We start from the raw sequence: 15,174 nt of genomic DNA on the forward strand, positions 1-15,174 counted from the left end.
AGCACCGCGGCGTCGGCGAGGGATGCCGCGGCGGGCACCGCGCGGGCGCCGCCGCCCGGCTGCGCCGGCTCCCCCACATGGCTCCACGCCGTCGATGCCGAGACGCCCGCAGCGAGCAGCACGGCCAACCGCTCGGTGATCGCGGCGATCGCATCGACCTCCGCGGCGGGATCGGGCCGTCGCCGGAGGGCGATGACGCCTCTGATGGCGCGAGCAGCGAGCCCGTGCATGCTCATAACGGCTCGACAGCGAGCCGGTCGCCGTCTTGCCGGAACCGGCCGAGCTGGGCGAGCCGGCGCTTGCCCCCTGCCCGTTCGAGGTGGAGCACGAGATCGAAGGCGCTCACGGTCTGGCGCGCGACCGCGTCGGGCGAGAGCCCGGCGATGGAACCGAGTGCCTCGAGCCGCGCCGGAACGTCGGCGAGCGAGTTCGCGTGCAGCGTGCCCGCGCCGCCGTCGTGGCCCGTGTTGAGCGCGGCGAGCAGCTCGCGGAGCTCGGCACCACGACACTCGCCGACGACGAGCCGGTCGGGGCGCATGCGCAATGCCTCGCGAAGCAGGGCGTCGAGTCCGACCCGGCCGCTGCCCTCGAGGTTCGCCTGCCGGGCTTCGAGGCCGACGACATGCTGGTGGGCGACCTGGAGCTCGGCGACGTCTTCGATCACGACGATGCGCTCACGCGCGGGCGCCTCGCCGAGCAGTGCCGAGAGCAGCGTGGTCTTCCCGGTGCCGCCGGCCCCCGTGACGAGCAGGTTCTCGCGCGCCGCGACCGCCTCGCGGAGCCTGGCCTCTTGCGCGGCGTCGAGCATGCCGGCACGGGCGAGCGCGGCGAGTGAGAAGCCGGCAGCCCGGGGCACGCGCACCGAGATGAGGGTTCCGCTGCTCGACACCGGCGGGAGCACGGCGTGAACGCGGATGCCGCGCCGGAGGCGCACGTCGACGGCGGGGGTCGCCTCGTCGATGTGCCGGCCCCCGCGAGCGATGAGCCGCACGGCGAGCGAGCGCACCTCGGCCTCGTCGGCCGACCAGGCCGACGCCCGCTCAGCGCCTGCGCCGCGATCGATCCACAGGCCGAATGCGCCGTTCACGAAGAGGTCGGTGACCGGACCGGCCGCCGCGAACGGCTCGAGTGCTCCGAGCACGGAGAGGTCGGTCGCCGCGGCGCCCGGCGCTCCGTTGCGAGGGGTCGATGAGGCGGCACCGGATGCCGCGGCGGCTCCCGGCCCGGCCTCCGCCGGCATTGCGGTGCGCGCGGAGAGACCCGGCGTCGACTCGGCCGGCTCAGGTTGCCACGACGGGGTGGCGACGAAGGGAATGCTCATGCGGCGAGCGTAGGCACGCGCATCGGCGCCGAGGCATCCGTCGCCGGGCAGATACGGAAAGAGCCTCCCCCACACCGTTGTGGAGGAGGACTCGACCCGCCGGCACCACCGAAGCAGTGCCCGTTAACGAAAGGGGGCGGCACCCATTGGGGGGAACAGGTGCCGCCTCGGCAGCGCAGGGATTGGGGGGAATCACAAGCGCTGCAGGCCACGAAACGAGTGTTCGGGCGGTACTCAGCATACGGCCTGAGAACCAATGCGCAAGCATTTTTTGTCCTCATTTGTGCCGACACACAGAATTCTGTGGGCAAAGGCACAGGTAGCCCCCGTTTGGGTGGCATAGGTACAGCGTACGACGTCGGCTGAACGAGCGGTTACTGAACGCGCCGAAGCGGCGGGTAAGGTGCTGATTGGGGCAGGCGACCCAACCATGAATTCATTCGCGAAGGAGCGACCGGACAATCATGACCGTTCAGATCGATCACGCGCTCGAAGAGATCAGGCGATTCCGCCCGAGTCCCGAGTTCGCCGCCCAAGCCGTCGCCGACGAGCACCTCGCCGAAGCCGCGCGCACCGACCGCCTCGGCTTCTGGGCCGACCAGGCCCGTGAGCTGCTCGATTGGGAGAAGCCGTTCACCCGCACCCTCGACTGGTCGAACCCACCCTTCGCGAAGTGGTTCGACGACGGCGAGCTCAACGTCGCGGTGAACTGCCTCGACCGGCATGTCGCGGCGGGCCTCGGCGACCGCGTCGCCATCCACTGGGAGGGCGAGCCCGGCGACAGCCGCGACATCACCTATGCCGAACTCACCGCCGAGGTGAAGCAAGCGGCGAACGTGCTCACCGAGCTCGGCGTCGGAGAAGGCGACCGCGTCGCGATCTACCTGCCGATGATCCCCGAGGCGATCGTCTCGATGCTCGCCGTCGCCCGCATCGGCGCCATCCACTCGGTCGTGTTCGGCGGGTTCAGCGCAGACAGCCTCGCATCCCGCATCGACGACGCCGAGGCATCCCTCGTGATCACCGCCGACGGCGGCTACCGCAAGGGCAAGGTCTTCCCCCTGAAGCCCACCGTCGACGAGGCGATCGCGAAGACCGCCGGGAGCGTGCAGCACGTGCTCGTCGTGCGCCGCGGTGAGAACGAGGTGCCGTGGACCGACGGTCGCGACCTCTGGTGGCATGAGACGGTGGCGGATGCCTCGGCACAGCACGAGGCGCAGGGCTTCACGGCTGAGCATCCGCTGTTCATCCTCTACACGAGCGGCACCACCGGCAAGCCGAAGGGCATCCTGCACACGAGCGGCGGATACCTCACGCAAGTCGCGTTCACGCACAAGAACGTCTTCGACCTGCACCCAGAGACCGACGTCTACTGGTGCACCGCCGACGTCGGCTGGATCACCGGGCACTCCTACGTCGTCTACGGTCCGCTCGCGAACGGGGCCACCCAAGTGGTCTACGAGGGAACGCCCGACACGCCGCATCCGGGCCGCTGGTGGGAGATCGTCGAGAAGTACAAGGTCTCGATCCTCTACACGGCGCCCACCGCCATCCGCTCGTTCATGAAGCTCGGGCGGCAGATCCCGCAGGCGTTCAACCTGCGCTCGCTCCGCCTCCTGGGGTCGGTCGGCGAGCCGATCAACCCCGAGGCCTGGATCTGGTACCGCCACGTCATCGGCGGCGGCTCCATTCCCGTGGTCGACACGTGGTGGCAGACCGAGACCGGCGCGATCATGATCTCGGCGCTGCCCGGCATAACCGACCTGAAACCCGGCAGCGCGCAAGTGCCGATCCCGGGCATCTCGGTCGACATCCTGAGTGACGACGGCACTCCCGTCGAGGGCGAGGGCGGCGGACTCCTCGTCGTCACCGAGCCGTGGCCATCGATGCTCCGCGGCATCTGGGGCGATCCCGAGCGGTTCAAGGAGACCTACTGGGAGAAGTTCGGCGACAAGTACTTCGCCGGCGACGGGGCCCGCCGCGATGAGGACGGCGACATCTGGTTGCTCGGCCGCGTCGACGACGTCATGAACGTGTCGGGCCACCGGCTCTCGACCGCCGAGATCGAGTCGTCGCTGGTTGCACACCCGTGGACCGCCGAGGCCGCCGTCGTCGGCGCCTCAGACGAGACCACGGGGCAAGCGGTCGTCGCGTTCGTGATCCTGAAGGCGAGCCAGGCCGAGCGCATCAACGATCCCGCCGAGGCGAGCGAAGAGCTGCGCCGGCACGTCTCCGCCCAGATCGGCGCGATCGCCCGTCCGCGCCAGGTCTTCATCGTCAACGAGCTGCCGAAGACGCGCTCGGGAAAGATCATGCGCCGGCTCCTCCGCGACCTCGCCGAGGGCCGCGAGATCGGCGACACGACGACGCTCGCCGACACGTCGATCATGCAGGTCATCAGCGCGCAGGTGCGCTGACCCGGGTCGGGGCGAGGCGACAGATGCCGCGGCCGGCCGACTGATTGCATGACTTCGGCCTGATTGCATGACGTGTGCAGGTGCACACGTCCGACAATCAGGCCGTCGTCATGCAATCCACCGCACGCCACGACGAACCGAGGGCGCGCAAGCACCCGGGGACCAACCGTCACCAGAGGTGGCGGCCTTGCGCCATGATCGCGAGCACGGTGGTCTCGATGAGACGCCACTCGTACTGGAACTGATCGCCGCTGTAGCGCAGCACGATGTAGCCCGACCGCACCAGCCGACCATCTTCGCGGTGGTCCTTGTTCCGTTGCTTCCGCTCACGATGCGGACCGAACCCGTCGAATTGCAGCAGGAGCCGCTCTCCGATCATCCCGTCGACGTGATGCCCGTCGACGACGACCTGCGGAATCATCACGATCCCGCGCTGCCCGAAACGCACGCGCGGAATCGACTCGATACCGGTATCGGCCAGGGGATGCACCTCATCAACAATTCGCAAGATCGCGGCGTCGGATGCTGCGAGTGCGCGTAGCTCAGGCATACTCGTCTTGCCTCGCCGAACCGCCGAGTCGAAGACCGCTACAGCTTGGTCGAGCGGCTGGCACCTGGCGATCTGTCCCAACACCCGGGGTAGGCCGTCGACGATCGCTCGTGCCCGAGGCGCCGCACCCCGCGTCGGATGACGCGTCCAGTGCACGAGGAGCTCTGGCTGCTTGCTGCCGAGGCGCGGCAGCGGTGAACGGTCAACCCGCGAGCACTGCCGGGACGCCGTCACGTGCACCTCAGGAGTCGCGACATGCCACAGGCCGAGCACCGCGGCGGCAGAAGTGCAGGCGAGCGTGGTTCCGGCGTGGAGCGAACGCACGACGCGCACGTCGCAGTCGGGAGCGATGAACCAGTCGCGGCGGAGTTGCCGGATGGTGCCGTCGTCCAACGCGCGGCGCAGTTCGCGCGGTCGCACTCCTGCCGCGCGAAGCGTATTGCGGTGCGCTGCCTTGAACGGACCGAGGACTGCGATGAGTCGGCTCACACGGAGAGTCTCCGCGCCGTGTCACGTCGATTCGGGTGGATCGGCGCCGACTGTGCGAGCATCGTGCCCGCGCCGACCTGTACAGGACAGCACGCGGCCGACGCATATGACGTACTTCACATGACATTTCCCGGTTTGCATGACGTGTTCACGTGAACACGTCATGCAAACAGCGCGAAGTCATGCCAACCACCCACGCGCAGGCAGGCTGTCATGCAGCGCGTGTGGCTACGCGAACTCGACCACGAGGTCGAGCTCGACGGGCGAGTCGAGCGGGAGCACCGCGACGCCGACCGCCGAGCGGGCGTGGCGCCCGGCCTCGCCGAAGATCTCACCGAGCAGCTCGGAGGCGCCGTTGATGACACCCGGCTGGCCCGTGAACGCGGGATCGGATGCCACGAACCCGACGAGCTTCACGATGCGCGTCACGCGATCGAGCGAGCCGATCTCGGCCCGCACCGCGGCGAGCGCGTTGAGCGCGCACGTGCGGGCGTAGCCCTTCGCGGCGGCAGCGGACACGAGCCCCTCGCGGTCGCCGACCTTGCCCGTCGCGGGCAGGCCGCCGGCCGTGAACGGCAGCTGTCCGGAGGTGTACACGTAGCTGCCGGTGATGACGGCCGGGACGTAGGCGGCCACGGGCGGGGCGACCTCCGGCAGTTCGATGCCGAGCTGCGCGATGCGGGCTTCGTATGCCGCCACGCTCACTCCCCCTCGAACTGCTTGGCCGCCTGGGCGGCGGCGGCAGCGCCGGCGGATGCCGCAGACGACGATTCCCCGCCCACCGGGCGCTTCAGGTAGGCGACGAGGCCGCCCTCTGGGCCCGACACGATCTGCACGAGTTCCCAGCCCTCCGAGCCCCAGTTGTTCAGGATCGCAGCGGTGTTGTGGATCAGCAGCGGGGTGGTGATGTACTCCCAGGCCGGCATGGGATTCCTCATCTCTGGTGTGGGGTTGAAGGCGGGAGACGGCGGGTCGCGCCGGATTCCGGCATGCGCCGTGCATAGCGCGATTTGCCAGCCTTCTCCGTTAAGCTCCACTATATGTCTGCCCAAAAACGTACGTTGAGCGACGTCGGCACGGGAATCCTCGGTTTCGTCGGCATGAGTGCTCTCGCCGGTGTACTCGTCACGGCAGCCGTGACCCCGGCCCTCGCTGTCACCGGCATGGCCGCGAACAACAGCATCTCGATGTTCGAGAACCTGCCCGGATACCTCAACATCGGCGAGCTCTCCGAGAAGACGGACATCTACGCGGCCGCACCAGACGGCACGCCGTACCACCTCGCCTCGTTCTTCGACGAGAACCGCGAGGAGGTCCCCTGGGAGGCGATCTCGCAGTACGTGAAAGACGCCGCGATCGCCGGTGAGGACCCCCGGTTCTACGAGCACGGCGGCATCGACATCCAGGGCACGCTGCGCGCCGCCCTCAACGAATACGTGATCGGCGGCGCCACGCAGGGTGGCTCCTCGATCACCCAGCAGTACGTGAAGAACGTGCTCATCAACAACGGCGTGCGCGAGGCGACGACCGAGGAGGAGAAGGAGGCCGCCTACGATGCGGCCACCGAGACCTCGCCCGATCGCAAGCTCAAGGAGATGCGCTACGCGATCGCGCTCGAGAAGGAGTTCTCGAAAGACGAGATCCTGATGGGCTACCTGAACATCGCGGCCTTCGGCGGCCGGGTCTACGGCATCGAGTCGGCCTCGCAGTACTACTTCGGCGGCAAGCACGCCTCCGAGCTCACACTTCCCGAAGCGGCGAGCCTCATCGCCATCGTGAACCACCCCGAGAAGTTCCGGCTCGACTACCCCGAGAGCGAGACCAACGGCGTCAACTCCGTCAACGACAAGGGCGAGCCCACGCCGTACGCCGCGAACAAGGAGCGGCGCGACTACATCCTCGAGCAGATGCTCAAAGAGAAGAAGATCACGCAAGAGGAGCACGACGCCGCGGTCGCGACGCCCGTGACTCCTGTCATCAAGGAGCCGAGCACCGGTTGCCAGTCGGCCGGCGGCAGCGCCTACTTCTGCGACTACGTCACCTGGGTCATCCTGAACCAGTACGACGACCCCGCGACCGAGAAGGACGAGGGCCGGGAGCTCCTGCAGCAGCGCGGCCTGCAGATCTTCACGACGCTCGACCTCGAGCTGCAGGGCGCCGCCGAGACGGCGATCGCCGAGAACGTGCCCACCACCGACCCCCGCTTCGACGTCGGCTCGGTCGCCGTCACCGTGGAGCCGGGAACCGGCCGCATCCTCGCGATGGCGCAGAACAAGAAGTTCTCGAGCGACCCCGAGGTGACCGCGACGAGCGCGGAGTACACCTCGGTCAACTACAGCACCGACTTCAACTACGGCGGCTCGAGCGGACTCCAGCCCGGATCGACCTACAAGGTGTTCACGCTCGCCGAGTGGCTGAACTCCGGGCACTCCCTCACCGAGCGGTTCAATGGCTCGCGCCGGGCCTTCACCTCGTTCACCGACAGCTGCACCGGCAACTGGACCGGCAGCTACAACCCGAGGAACGACGACGGCCGCGTCGCCAGCAACGCCGTCGACGCGACGGCGTGGTCGGTGAACACGAGCTTCATGGCCATGGCGCAGCAGCTCGACCTGTGCAAGATCAAGCAGACCGCGCAGGCCTTCGGCATCCACCGCGCCGACAACTCCGAGCTGGCGATGAACCCGTCCGACGTGCTCGGCACCCAGGAGATCGCTCCGGTCACGATGGCCGCTGCGTTCGCGGGCATCGCGAACAAGGGCAACACCTGCACGCCGATCGCGATCGACAAGATCCTCGACGCCGACGGCGTCGAGATCCCGCCGCCCGCTTCGACGTGCACCCAATCGGTACCCGAGAACGTCGCCGCCGGTATGACCTTCGCGATGCAGCGTACGTTCGCGGGCGGCGGCACCGCGACCGCCTCGAACACCGGCACCGACGTTCCGCACATCGGCAAGACCGGAACGACCGACGGCGCGAAGGACACGTGGATGATCGGCGCGAGCACCAAGGCCGCGACCGCGGTCTGGGTGGGCAATGTCGTCGGCGACGCGAACCTCCGTGACCTGGAGTTCGACAGCGGCGCAGCCTCGACGGCGCGCCACCGGATGTGGCGGTCGATCATGCAGGTCGCCGACAACAAGTACGGCGGCGACGCCTTCCCCGAGCCCGACGCGGCCGCGTTCCGCCAGGTGATGGTCGCCGTTCCGCAGGTCGCCGGGCTCTCGCTCGACGCCGCGAAGCAGGCCATCGAGCAGGCCGGTTTCGCCTTCGAAGACGGCGGACAGCAGGACTCGAACCTCCCTGCGGGCACGGTCTCCGGCACCGACCCCACGGGTGAGGCGGGCCGCGGCAGCACGATCCGGGTCTTCACGAGCAACGGCCAGGGCACGACGGTGCCAGACCTCACCGGTATGAATGCGCTACAGGCCAAGGCGGCACTCGACCAAGCCGGACTCACGATGAAGTCGTCGGGCAACCCCGGGCCCACCGACGTCGTCGCGAGTCAGGACCCGGCGCCGGGCACCGCCCTCAAGCGCGGCAGCGAAGTCACGGTCACGTTCAGCAACGGCGGGCCGGGCAACGGCATCGTGCCGCCGGGCGACGATTGAGCCGTTCCTCCCTCCCGCCGGCTGCGCGGATCGCCCTGGCGATCGGCGCAGCCGGCGCTGCGGCGTTCGCGTGGGGCAGCCTCGTCGAGCGCACGAGGTGGACCCTTCGCCGAGCGGATGTCGCGGTGCTGCCGCCCGGTGCCGCACCCATCCGGGTGCTGCACCTCTCCGACCTGCACATGGCGCCCTGGCAGCGTGACAAGCAGGAGTGGGTGCGCTCCCTTGCCACGCTCGAACCCGACCTCATCGTCGACACGGGCGACAACCTCGGGCACGAGCGCGGCCTCGACGGCATCCGCCGGGCGTTCGAGCCGTTCCGGGGCATCGCGGGCGTCTTCGTGAACGGCTCGAACGACTACTTCGGGCCCACCATCAAGAACCCGTTCGCGTACTTCGGCGGCCCCTCCGGTTACGTTCCCCGTGCGAAGCCGCTCGACATCGGCGCCCTGCACTCGTACCTCGCCGACCTCGGCTGGAGCGACCTCGACAACACTGCCGCGAGCCTCGACCTGCGCGGCACGCACTTCGAGTTCTTCGGCGTCGACGACCCGCACAGGGGCTTCGACCGGCTCGACCTCATCACGGGCGCGATCGACGAGCTCCGAGCCGAAGACCCGCTCGGCGACGAGACGTGGCCCGACGCGGCATCCGGCTCCACTCGACGCCCCACCATCACGATCGGCGTGACCCACGCGCCCTACCAGCGGGTGCTCAACTCATTCGTGAACCACGGCGCCGAGCTGATCCTCGCCGGCCACACCCACGGCGGTCAGGTCTGCGTTCCCGGCCTTGGGGCGCTCGTCACGAACTGCGACATCCCCCGCTCACAGGCGAAGGGGCTGAGCGTGTGGCGGCACGGCCTCCGCTCCGCGTTCCTCAACGTGTCGGCCGGGCTCGGCACCTCGATCTACGCGCCGGTGCGCTTCGCCTGCCCGCCCGAGGCGACCCTGCTCACGCTCCTGCCGACGGAGTAGCGATCGCCCGATCGGATGCCGCGACATCCGATCGCCGTCGGCCGCGCAAACGGCTCGCGGTGGTCTGCCGGGCCTGAATTATCGGCTATCCTTGTGGAGGCCCGTGAGGGTCACCGGGGTGTGGCGCAGCTTGGTAGCGCGCGTCGTTCGGGACGACGAGGTCGCAGGTTCAAATCCTGTCACCCCGACCAATCGCCGCAAGGCACGAGCAGAACCCTCGCCCTCGGGCGGGGGTTCTTCTCGTTCCGGCAGGCCGGTGCCGAGGGCGTCGACGCCGCCGGGCAAGAGCCTCAGCGCGCCGGCGCCATTCGTCGCGAACTGCGCGCGATGCTCGCCCGGGCCGACTCGGCGACGACACCGCGAGCATGTGCGATCGCGTCGGCCGCACGCACGAGCGCGAGGTGCGACAGCGCCTGCGGCGTATTGCCCGCGTGCCGTCGATGCCGCACGTCGAACTCCTCGGAGAGCAGGCCGAGCTCGTTGCGGAAGCCGAGGAGGCGCTCCATGAGCGACTCGGCCTCGGGCAGGCGCCCGCTGTGCGCGTACTGCTCGACGAGCCAGAACGAGCACGCGAGGAACGCATTCTCGTCGCCGGGCACTCCGTCGACGTCGGTCTCAGTGCGATAGCGGCGCACGAGTCCGTCGCGCAGCAGGGTCTGCTCGATGCGAGCGACCGTGCCGAGCATGCGCGGGTCGTCGTAGGCGACGTAGCCGATCTGCGCGAGCTGCAGGAGCGCGGCGTCGACCTCGCGAGCGCCGGCGAACTGCACGTAGCTGCCGAGCTCGGCGTCGAACCCGGTCTGCTCGATCTCCGAGGCGAGCCGATCTCGCAGCTTCCTCCAGCGCTCGGCCGGCCCGGGCCGGCCCTCGTGCTCGACGGCGCAGACGCCGCGGTCGAACGCGGCCCACAGCATGGCCCGCGAGTGCGTGAAGTGCCGCTCGTCGCCGCGGATCTCCCAGATGCCACTGTCGGGCCGGTCGAGGCTATGCTCGACCTGCCCCAGCAGCGCGACCTGCAACGACCACGAGAAGTCGTCGTCGTCGAGCCCGACGTGACGAGCCGCGTCGAGCGCGATCATCACCTCGCCGAACACGTCGGCCTGGTACTGCTCGGATGCCGCGTTGCCGGCCCGCACCGGCGAGCTGCCGCCATACCCGGGCAACGACGACACCTCCCACTCGGGCAGGCGCCGCTCCCCCGCGAGGCCGTACATGATCTGCACGTCGGCGGGGTCGCCCGCGATGGCCCGCAGCAGCCACTGGCGCCACGCCTGCGCCTCTCGCGTGTAGCCGTGGTGCATGAGCGCCTCGAGGGTGAGCGCAGCGTCACGGAGCCACACGTAGCGGTAGTCCCAGTTGCGGGAGCCGCCGAGCTCCTCGGGCAGGCTCGTCGTCGCGGCCGCGACGATTCCGCCGGTGTCCTCGTGCGTGAGCAAGCGCAGCACGAGCAGCGAGCGGCGCACGGCGTCGTCGTAGGCGCCGGGCTCCAGGCATCCGCTCACCCACGAACGCCACCAGCGCTCGGTGCCGGCGATCGCCTCGTCGACGTCGAGCGGCGCCGGCATCTGCTCGTGCGGGGCGAACCACGAGAGCTGGAGGTCGAGGGTCTCGCCGGCATCGAGCGTGAAGTCGGCGACGTGGCTGTGCCCGTGGGCTTCGAGCTCGGCCCCGCGCACGACGAGGGCATCGGGGCCGGCCACGGCGAGCAGGGCGGGCGCCTCGGCGGTGCCGACCTGCCGCATCCACGGCAGCGAAGCAGCATAGTCGAAGCGCACCCGAAGGGACTGCCGCATCGGCACGCGACCCCGGATGCCGCGGACCCGGCGGATCACGTCGCTCCGCCCATCGGTGCGCGGCATGAGGTCGGTGACCTCCACCTCGCCGTCGGGCGTCGTCCAGCGGGTCACGAGCGTGAACGTGTCACGTGCATACGCCCGCATCATCGTGGCCGCGGCATCCGTGGGCCTCAGGATCCAGCCGCCATGGTCGGCTCCGCCGAGGATCGCGCCGAAGACCGAGGCAGAATCGAAGCGAGGCAGGCACAGCCAATCGATGCTGCCGTCGACGCCCACGAGCGCGGCGGTGCGGCAGTCGCCGATGACGGCGTACCCCTCGATCGGCTGGGGCATCGGCTCAGGGACGCCCGAGACCCCGATAGGTCCAGCCGGCCGCGCGCCATGCGGCGGGGTCGAGGACGTTCCTGCCGTCGATGATGCTCCGGCCGGCGACGAGCCGTGCGGTTTCCTCGGCGTCGAGCGCGCGGTATTCGCGCCACTCGGTGGCGAGCACGACGAGGTCGGCGCCGCGCAACGCCTCGCGCGTCGACTCCACGTATGTGAGCTGCGGATGCTTCCGCTTCGCGTTCTCGATCCCCTCGGGATCGGTCGCGACCACCTCGGCCCCGAGGCCCTTGAGCTGCACGGCGACGTCGAGCGCAGGCGAGTCGCGCACATCGTCGGACTCGGGTTTGAACGTGACGCCGAGCACGGCGATCCTCGCGCGGTGCGCCGAACCGCCGAGCGCTGCGACGGCGAGGTCGACCACTCGCTTTCGCTGCCGCAGGTTGATCGTGTCGACCTCCTTCAGGAACTCGAGCGAATCGCCGCGACCGAGCTCTTCGGCGCGGGCCGTGAACGCCCGGATGTCTTTCGGCAGGCAGCCGCCGCCGAAGCCGATGCCCGCGTTGAGGAAGCGCCGGCCGATGCGCGCATCGTGCCCGATCGCGTCGGCGAGGGCCGTGACATCCGCTCCGGTGGCGTCGGCGATCTCGGCCATGGCGTTGATGAAGCTGATCTTGGTCGCGAGGAAGGCGTTCGCCGCGACCTTCACGAGCTCGGCGGTCGCGTAGTCGGTCACGAGTCGCGGCGTGCCGGCCTCGATCGCCGCCCGGTAGACCTGGTCGAGCACGGAGGTCACGTGCTCATGCGCCACGCCGTAGACGAGCCGATCGGGCTCGAGCGTGTCTTTCACGGCGAATCCCTCGCGCAGGAACTCGGGATTCCATGCCAGGCTCGCGTGCGGCGCCGACTCGGCGAGCCGGCCGGCGAGCCGCGCGGCGGTGCCGACGGGCACGGTGCTCTTGCCGACGACGAGGGCGCCCTCGGCGAGGTGCGGGAGCAGTCCCTCGAACGCGGCGTCGACGTACGAGACGTCGGCGGCGTTGGTGCCGGCGGTCTGCGGGGTGCCGACCGCGAGGAAATGCACCTCGGCGGCTGCGGCATCCGCGATGTCGGTGCTGAATCGCAAGCGACCGGTGGCGGTCGCCGAGGTGAGGATCTCGGGGAGGCCGGGCTCGAAGAACGGCGGGCGCCCTGCGGCGAGTGCGGCGATCTTGCGCTCGTCGACGTCGATGCCGATCACCTCATGGCCGAGTTCGGCCATCGCCGAGGCATGCACGGCACCGAGATAGCCGCAACCGATCACCGAGATTCGCATAGTGCTCCTTCGAGAAGTCGTGCCCGCGCGCGCACAGGCGTGTCAATTGTCCACTACGAGCCGTCGAATGCGCCCGATTGTCGGTCGACCTTGCGGTTCGCCGGTCGGATGACCGCGAACGCGATCAGCCACCCGAGCGCACCGCCGATCGTGTTGGCGATCACGTCGCTCACCGTGGTGAACCGGTGTGGCAGCAGGGTGAACTGCACGAGCTCGATGAGCGTCGACGCGACGAAGCACGCGAGCGGCGGCACCCATCGTGCCGGTCGGGGGCGCAGCGCCAGCGTGAGAAGCAGGCCGAGGGGGATGAACATGAGCAGGTTCGCGATGAACTCGATGTGTTCGTACTGCAGTCCGATCAGCCCGTTGGCGCGCACGAACGCCGCGAACCGGAGCACGCCGACGCGCATCCCCTGGTCGACCGGGACGGGCCAGAATGCGATGACGGTCACGGCGGCGGCGTACACGGCGAGCAGGAGCCGGACGAGAAATCGGCCTCCTGGGACGCGTTCAGTTGGCGAGGAATCGGGCGAATCGGGCACCGGATCCAGCTGCGATTCAGCAGTGTGCATCGTAGATCCGCAGCCGCGACTGCCTCACCATGGGGGTGTCGCGCACGCGCAGTTCGCCGTAGTCGAGTCCCTCGCCCTCGAAGAGCACCTCGAACGCGACCGTCTGGCCCGGCTGCAGGAGGATCGGGATGGTCACGACGGAGCGACCGTCGAGTGCTGAGACGTCGGCGTTGTCGAACGGCTGGCCTCCGATCCGCGCGCCCGTCATCGCGGCGCCGCTCGGCCCGACGACCTCGATGCGGGTGAGCACCTCGCCCGGCGGGAGCACCGGACTCGTGAGGCTCCCCGGCAGTCCCGACGCCGGCACGGTCGACGTGAGCGACCCGGCGACGGAGAACTGCGTCTGCGCGCTCTCGCAGCGATTGGCGCTCACGTCGAGCGTGGCGTCGAGGTAGTAGTCGAGCTTCGTCTTGCTGTAGTCGTTGAAGAGCACACCGATCGTCGTCGCCGTGTCGTCATCGGGTGCGAAGGCGCCCTCGAGCCCGGTTCGCGCGACCAGCTCCTGCTCAGTCGGATCGGCGAGCCAGAACCGGAGGCGATCCTCTTCTGCCGCTCGGGCGAGCTGCTCGATGAGGTCGACGAACGATCCCTGGCCGGCCGCGACCGCGATGAAGACGAGTGAGCTCGCACCGGCGAAGTACGCGTCTTGCGCCGCGCCGTCGGGATAGCGGGCATAGACGTCGGAGAGGAGCGCTCGCGTGACGTTGTCGGATGCGAGTTGACCGCCGTCGTCGAGCGTGACCGGCCCGATCGCCTCGAGCACATAGCTGAGGGCGACGGGGTCGACCGAGAGCACGCCATCGAACTGCTTGCCTGCTGCGTCATTCCAGAGGCCCGCGGCCAGTGCCGCCGTGGTCGGGAAGTCGGGCGACATGGTCACGGAGTCCATCGCGCGCCCGGTCTCCGCGCCGAAGAGCTCGAGGAGCTCGTCGTCGACGGGCATCGGCGGCTGGTCGAGCATCGCCGTCTCGGCGAACGGATTCAGGCTCGGCTCGATGGTCATCACGCCGCGGTCGACGGACAGGATCGCGAACGCCGTGACATTGCCGCCCTGGCTGCGAAGTTCCGCGTTGTTCGGGAACATGAGCAGGTAGCTGCGGGGCTCCGACGCGCCCATCGCCTCGGGCAGGATCTGCGCCGCCAGGGAGAGTCCTGCGGTGATGTCGCCGACCCGGTGCAGCTCCGACCGCAGCTGCAGCACGGAGACGGCGACCGGTCCGATGAGTTCGTCGGTGTCGATCTCGTCCATGAGCTTGGCGGCTTTGTGAATGGTCTCGTCGGCCGACGTGACCGCCGGCTGGGTGCGCAGCACGGCCTCGATGTCGAGACGTCCCCCCTGCGGGCGGAACGCGTTCAGTTCGATGTCGGATGCCCCGCGCACGGCGCCCTTGGCGACCGCCTCGGCGACGCTCGTCGTGACGGTGATCGCCTCGAGGTTGGGGCCGAGCAGCGGCATCCGCTCGCCGAGCTTCCAGAACGGGTTGTCGAGTGCGCGCGACGCCGCCTCGGTGTGGTCGATGAACGCGTCGACGTCGACCTCGAGCTGCTCGGTCTCGCCGGTGACGAGGCCGGCCTGGATGGATGCCGCGAGCGGGAGCGCCCGCTCGAGCTCACCGCGCGCCGAGACACCGGAGACGATGATGCCCGCCGCGCCGATCGCCACCGCCACCGAGACGGCACCGAGCACCCACCATGCGACCGTGCGGACGACATGCAGAGCGCGCTCTGTCTGCTGTGAGATGCCGGTCCCCCTCGAATTCGTCGCCCCGCCAGTTGTCCATCATATGGCCGCAACAATCGCC

General features: G+C 69.4%; 11 protein-coding genes, 1 tRNA gene and 1 pseudogene. 4 read left to right on the plus strand and 9 right to left on the minus strand.

Annotation, left to right across the window (positions count from 1 at the left end):
• Both ESP51_RS04705 and ESP51_RS04710 read right to left on the minus strand, forming a co-directional pair.
• A pseudogene (locus ESP51_RS04705) lies at window positions 1-236 on the minus strand (hypothetical protein); the annotation flags it as partial.
• The gene (locus ESP51_RS04710) at window positions 233-1,321 is read right to left on the minus strand and encodes a TadA family conjugal transfer-associated ATPase (protein WP_129519743.1); all 1,089 of its coding nucleotides are present in this window, start codon (window positions 1,319-1,321) and stop codon (window positions 233-235) included. The pseudogene ESP51_RS04705 and the gene ESP51_RS04710, both read right to left, overlap by 4 nt.
• A gap of 464 nt (window positions 1,322-1,785) precedes the next feature.
• On the opposite strand from ESP51_RS04710, the gene acs reads away from it, so the two are divergent.
• Entirely contained in the window at window positions 1,786-3,738 is a 1,953-nt protein-coding gene (gene acs / locus ESP51_RS04715) for an acetate--CoA ligase (RefSeq protein WP_129519744.1), read from the plus strand.
• A 169-nt stretch (window positions 3,739-3,907) separates the two neighbouring features.
• On the opposite strand, the gene ESP51_RS04720 is transcribed toward acs, so the two are convergent.
• The 3 genes from ESP51_RS04720 to ESP51_RS20960 form a co-directional block, all read right to left on the minus strand.
• Window positions 3,908-4,777 carry a hypothetical protein gene (locus ESP51_RS04720; protein ID WP_129519745.1) on the minus strand — a complete coding sequence of 290 codons (870 nt, stop codon included), beginning with the start codon at window positions 4,775-4,777 and terminating at the stop codon, window positions 3,908-3,910.
• A 228-nt stretch (window positions 4,778-5,005) separates the two neighbouring features.
• Window positions 5,006-5,476: a RidA family protein gene (locus tag ESP51_RS20955; protein ID WP_129519746.1), complete on the minus strand. Its 471-nt coding sequence runs from the start codon at window positions 5,474-5,476 to the stop codon at window positions 5,006-5,008.
• A gap of 2 nt (window positions 5,477-5,478) precedes the next feature.
• Window positions 5,479-5,703: a Sp36 family protein gene (locus ESP51_RS20960; protein ID WP_129519747.1), complete on the minus strand. Its 225-nt coding sequence runs from the start codon at window positions 5,701-5,703 to the stop codon at window positions 5,479-5,481.
• Between the two features lie 114 nt (window positions 5,704-5,817).
• Between ESP51_RS20960 and ESP51_RS04735 the strand changes: the two genes are divergently transcribed.
• The 3 genes from ESP51_RS04735 (at window position 5,818) to ESP51_RS04745 (ending at window position 9,556) form a co-directional block, all read left to right on the plus strand.
• Window positions 5,818-8,391: a transglycosylase domain-containing protein gene (locus ESP51_RS04735; RefSeq protein WP_129519748.1), complete on the plus strand. Its 2,574-nt coding sequence runs from the start codon at window positions 5,818-5,820 to the stop codon at window positions 8,389-8,391.
• Window positions 8,388-9,365, plus strand: coding sequence for a metallophosphoesterase (locus tag ESP51_RS04740; RefSeq protein ID WP_129519749.1), 978 nt, complete (start codon window positions 8,388-8,390; stop codon window positions 9,363-9,365). Before ESP51_RS04735 ends, ESP51_RS04740 begins: the two co-directional genes overlap by 4 nt.
• A 114-nt stretch (window positions 9,366-9,479) precedes the next feature.
• Window positions 9,480-9,556: transfer RNA gene (locus ESP51_RS04745), tRNA-Pro, on the plus strand.
• 99 nt (window positions 9,557-9,655) lie between these two features.
• Here the strand turns inward: ESP51_RS04745 and ESP51_RS04750 are convergent.
• From ESP51_RS04750 to ESP51_RS04765, 4 genes are read right to left on the minus strand one after another with little or no spacing between them, the layout of a single operon-like run.
• The gene (locus ESP51_RS04750; RefSeq protein WP_129519750.1) at window positions 9,656-11,494 is read right to left on the minus strand and encodes a glycoside hydrolase family 15 protein; all 1,839 of its coding nucleotides are present in this window, start codon (window positions 11,492-11,494) and stop codon (window positions 9,656-9,658) included.
• A gap of 4 nt (window positions 11,495-11,498) precedes the next feature.
• A complete protein-coding gene (locus ESP51_RS04755; protein WP_129519751.1) occupies window positions 11,499-12,800 on the minus strand; it encodes a UDP-glucose dehydrogenase family protein in 1,302 nt (433 codons plus the stop codon).
• Window positions 12,801-12,853: 53 nt separating this feature from the next.
• Entirely contained in the window at window positions 12,854-13,372 is a 519-nt protein-coding gene (locus tag ESP51_RS04760) for a VanZ family protein (RefSeq protein ID WP_129519752.1), read from the minus strand.
• Window positions 13,359-15,059: a DUF4012 domain-containing protein gene (locus ESP51_RS04765; protein WP_129519753.1), complete on the minus strand. Its 1,701-nt coding sequence runs from the start codon at window positions 15,057-15,059 to the stop codon at window positions 13,359-13,361. Before ESP51_RS04765 ends, ESP51_RS04760 begins: the two co-directional genes overlap by 14 nt.
• Window positions 15,060-15,174 lie beyond the last annotated feature (115 nt).

This window comes from Agromyces albus (genome assembly GCF_004134825.1).
Taxonomy (GTDB): domain Bacteria; phylum Actinomycetota; class Actinomycetes; order Actinomycetales; family Microbacteriaceae; genus Agromyces; species Agromyces albus.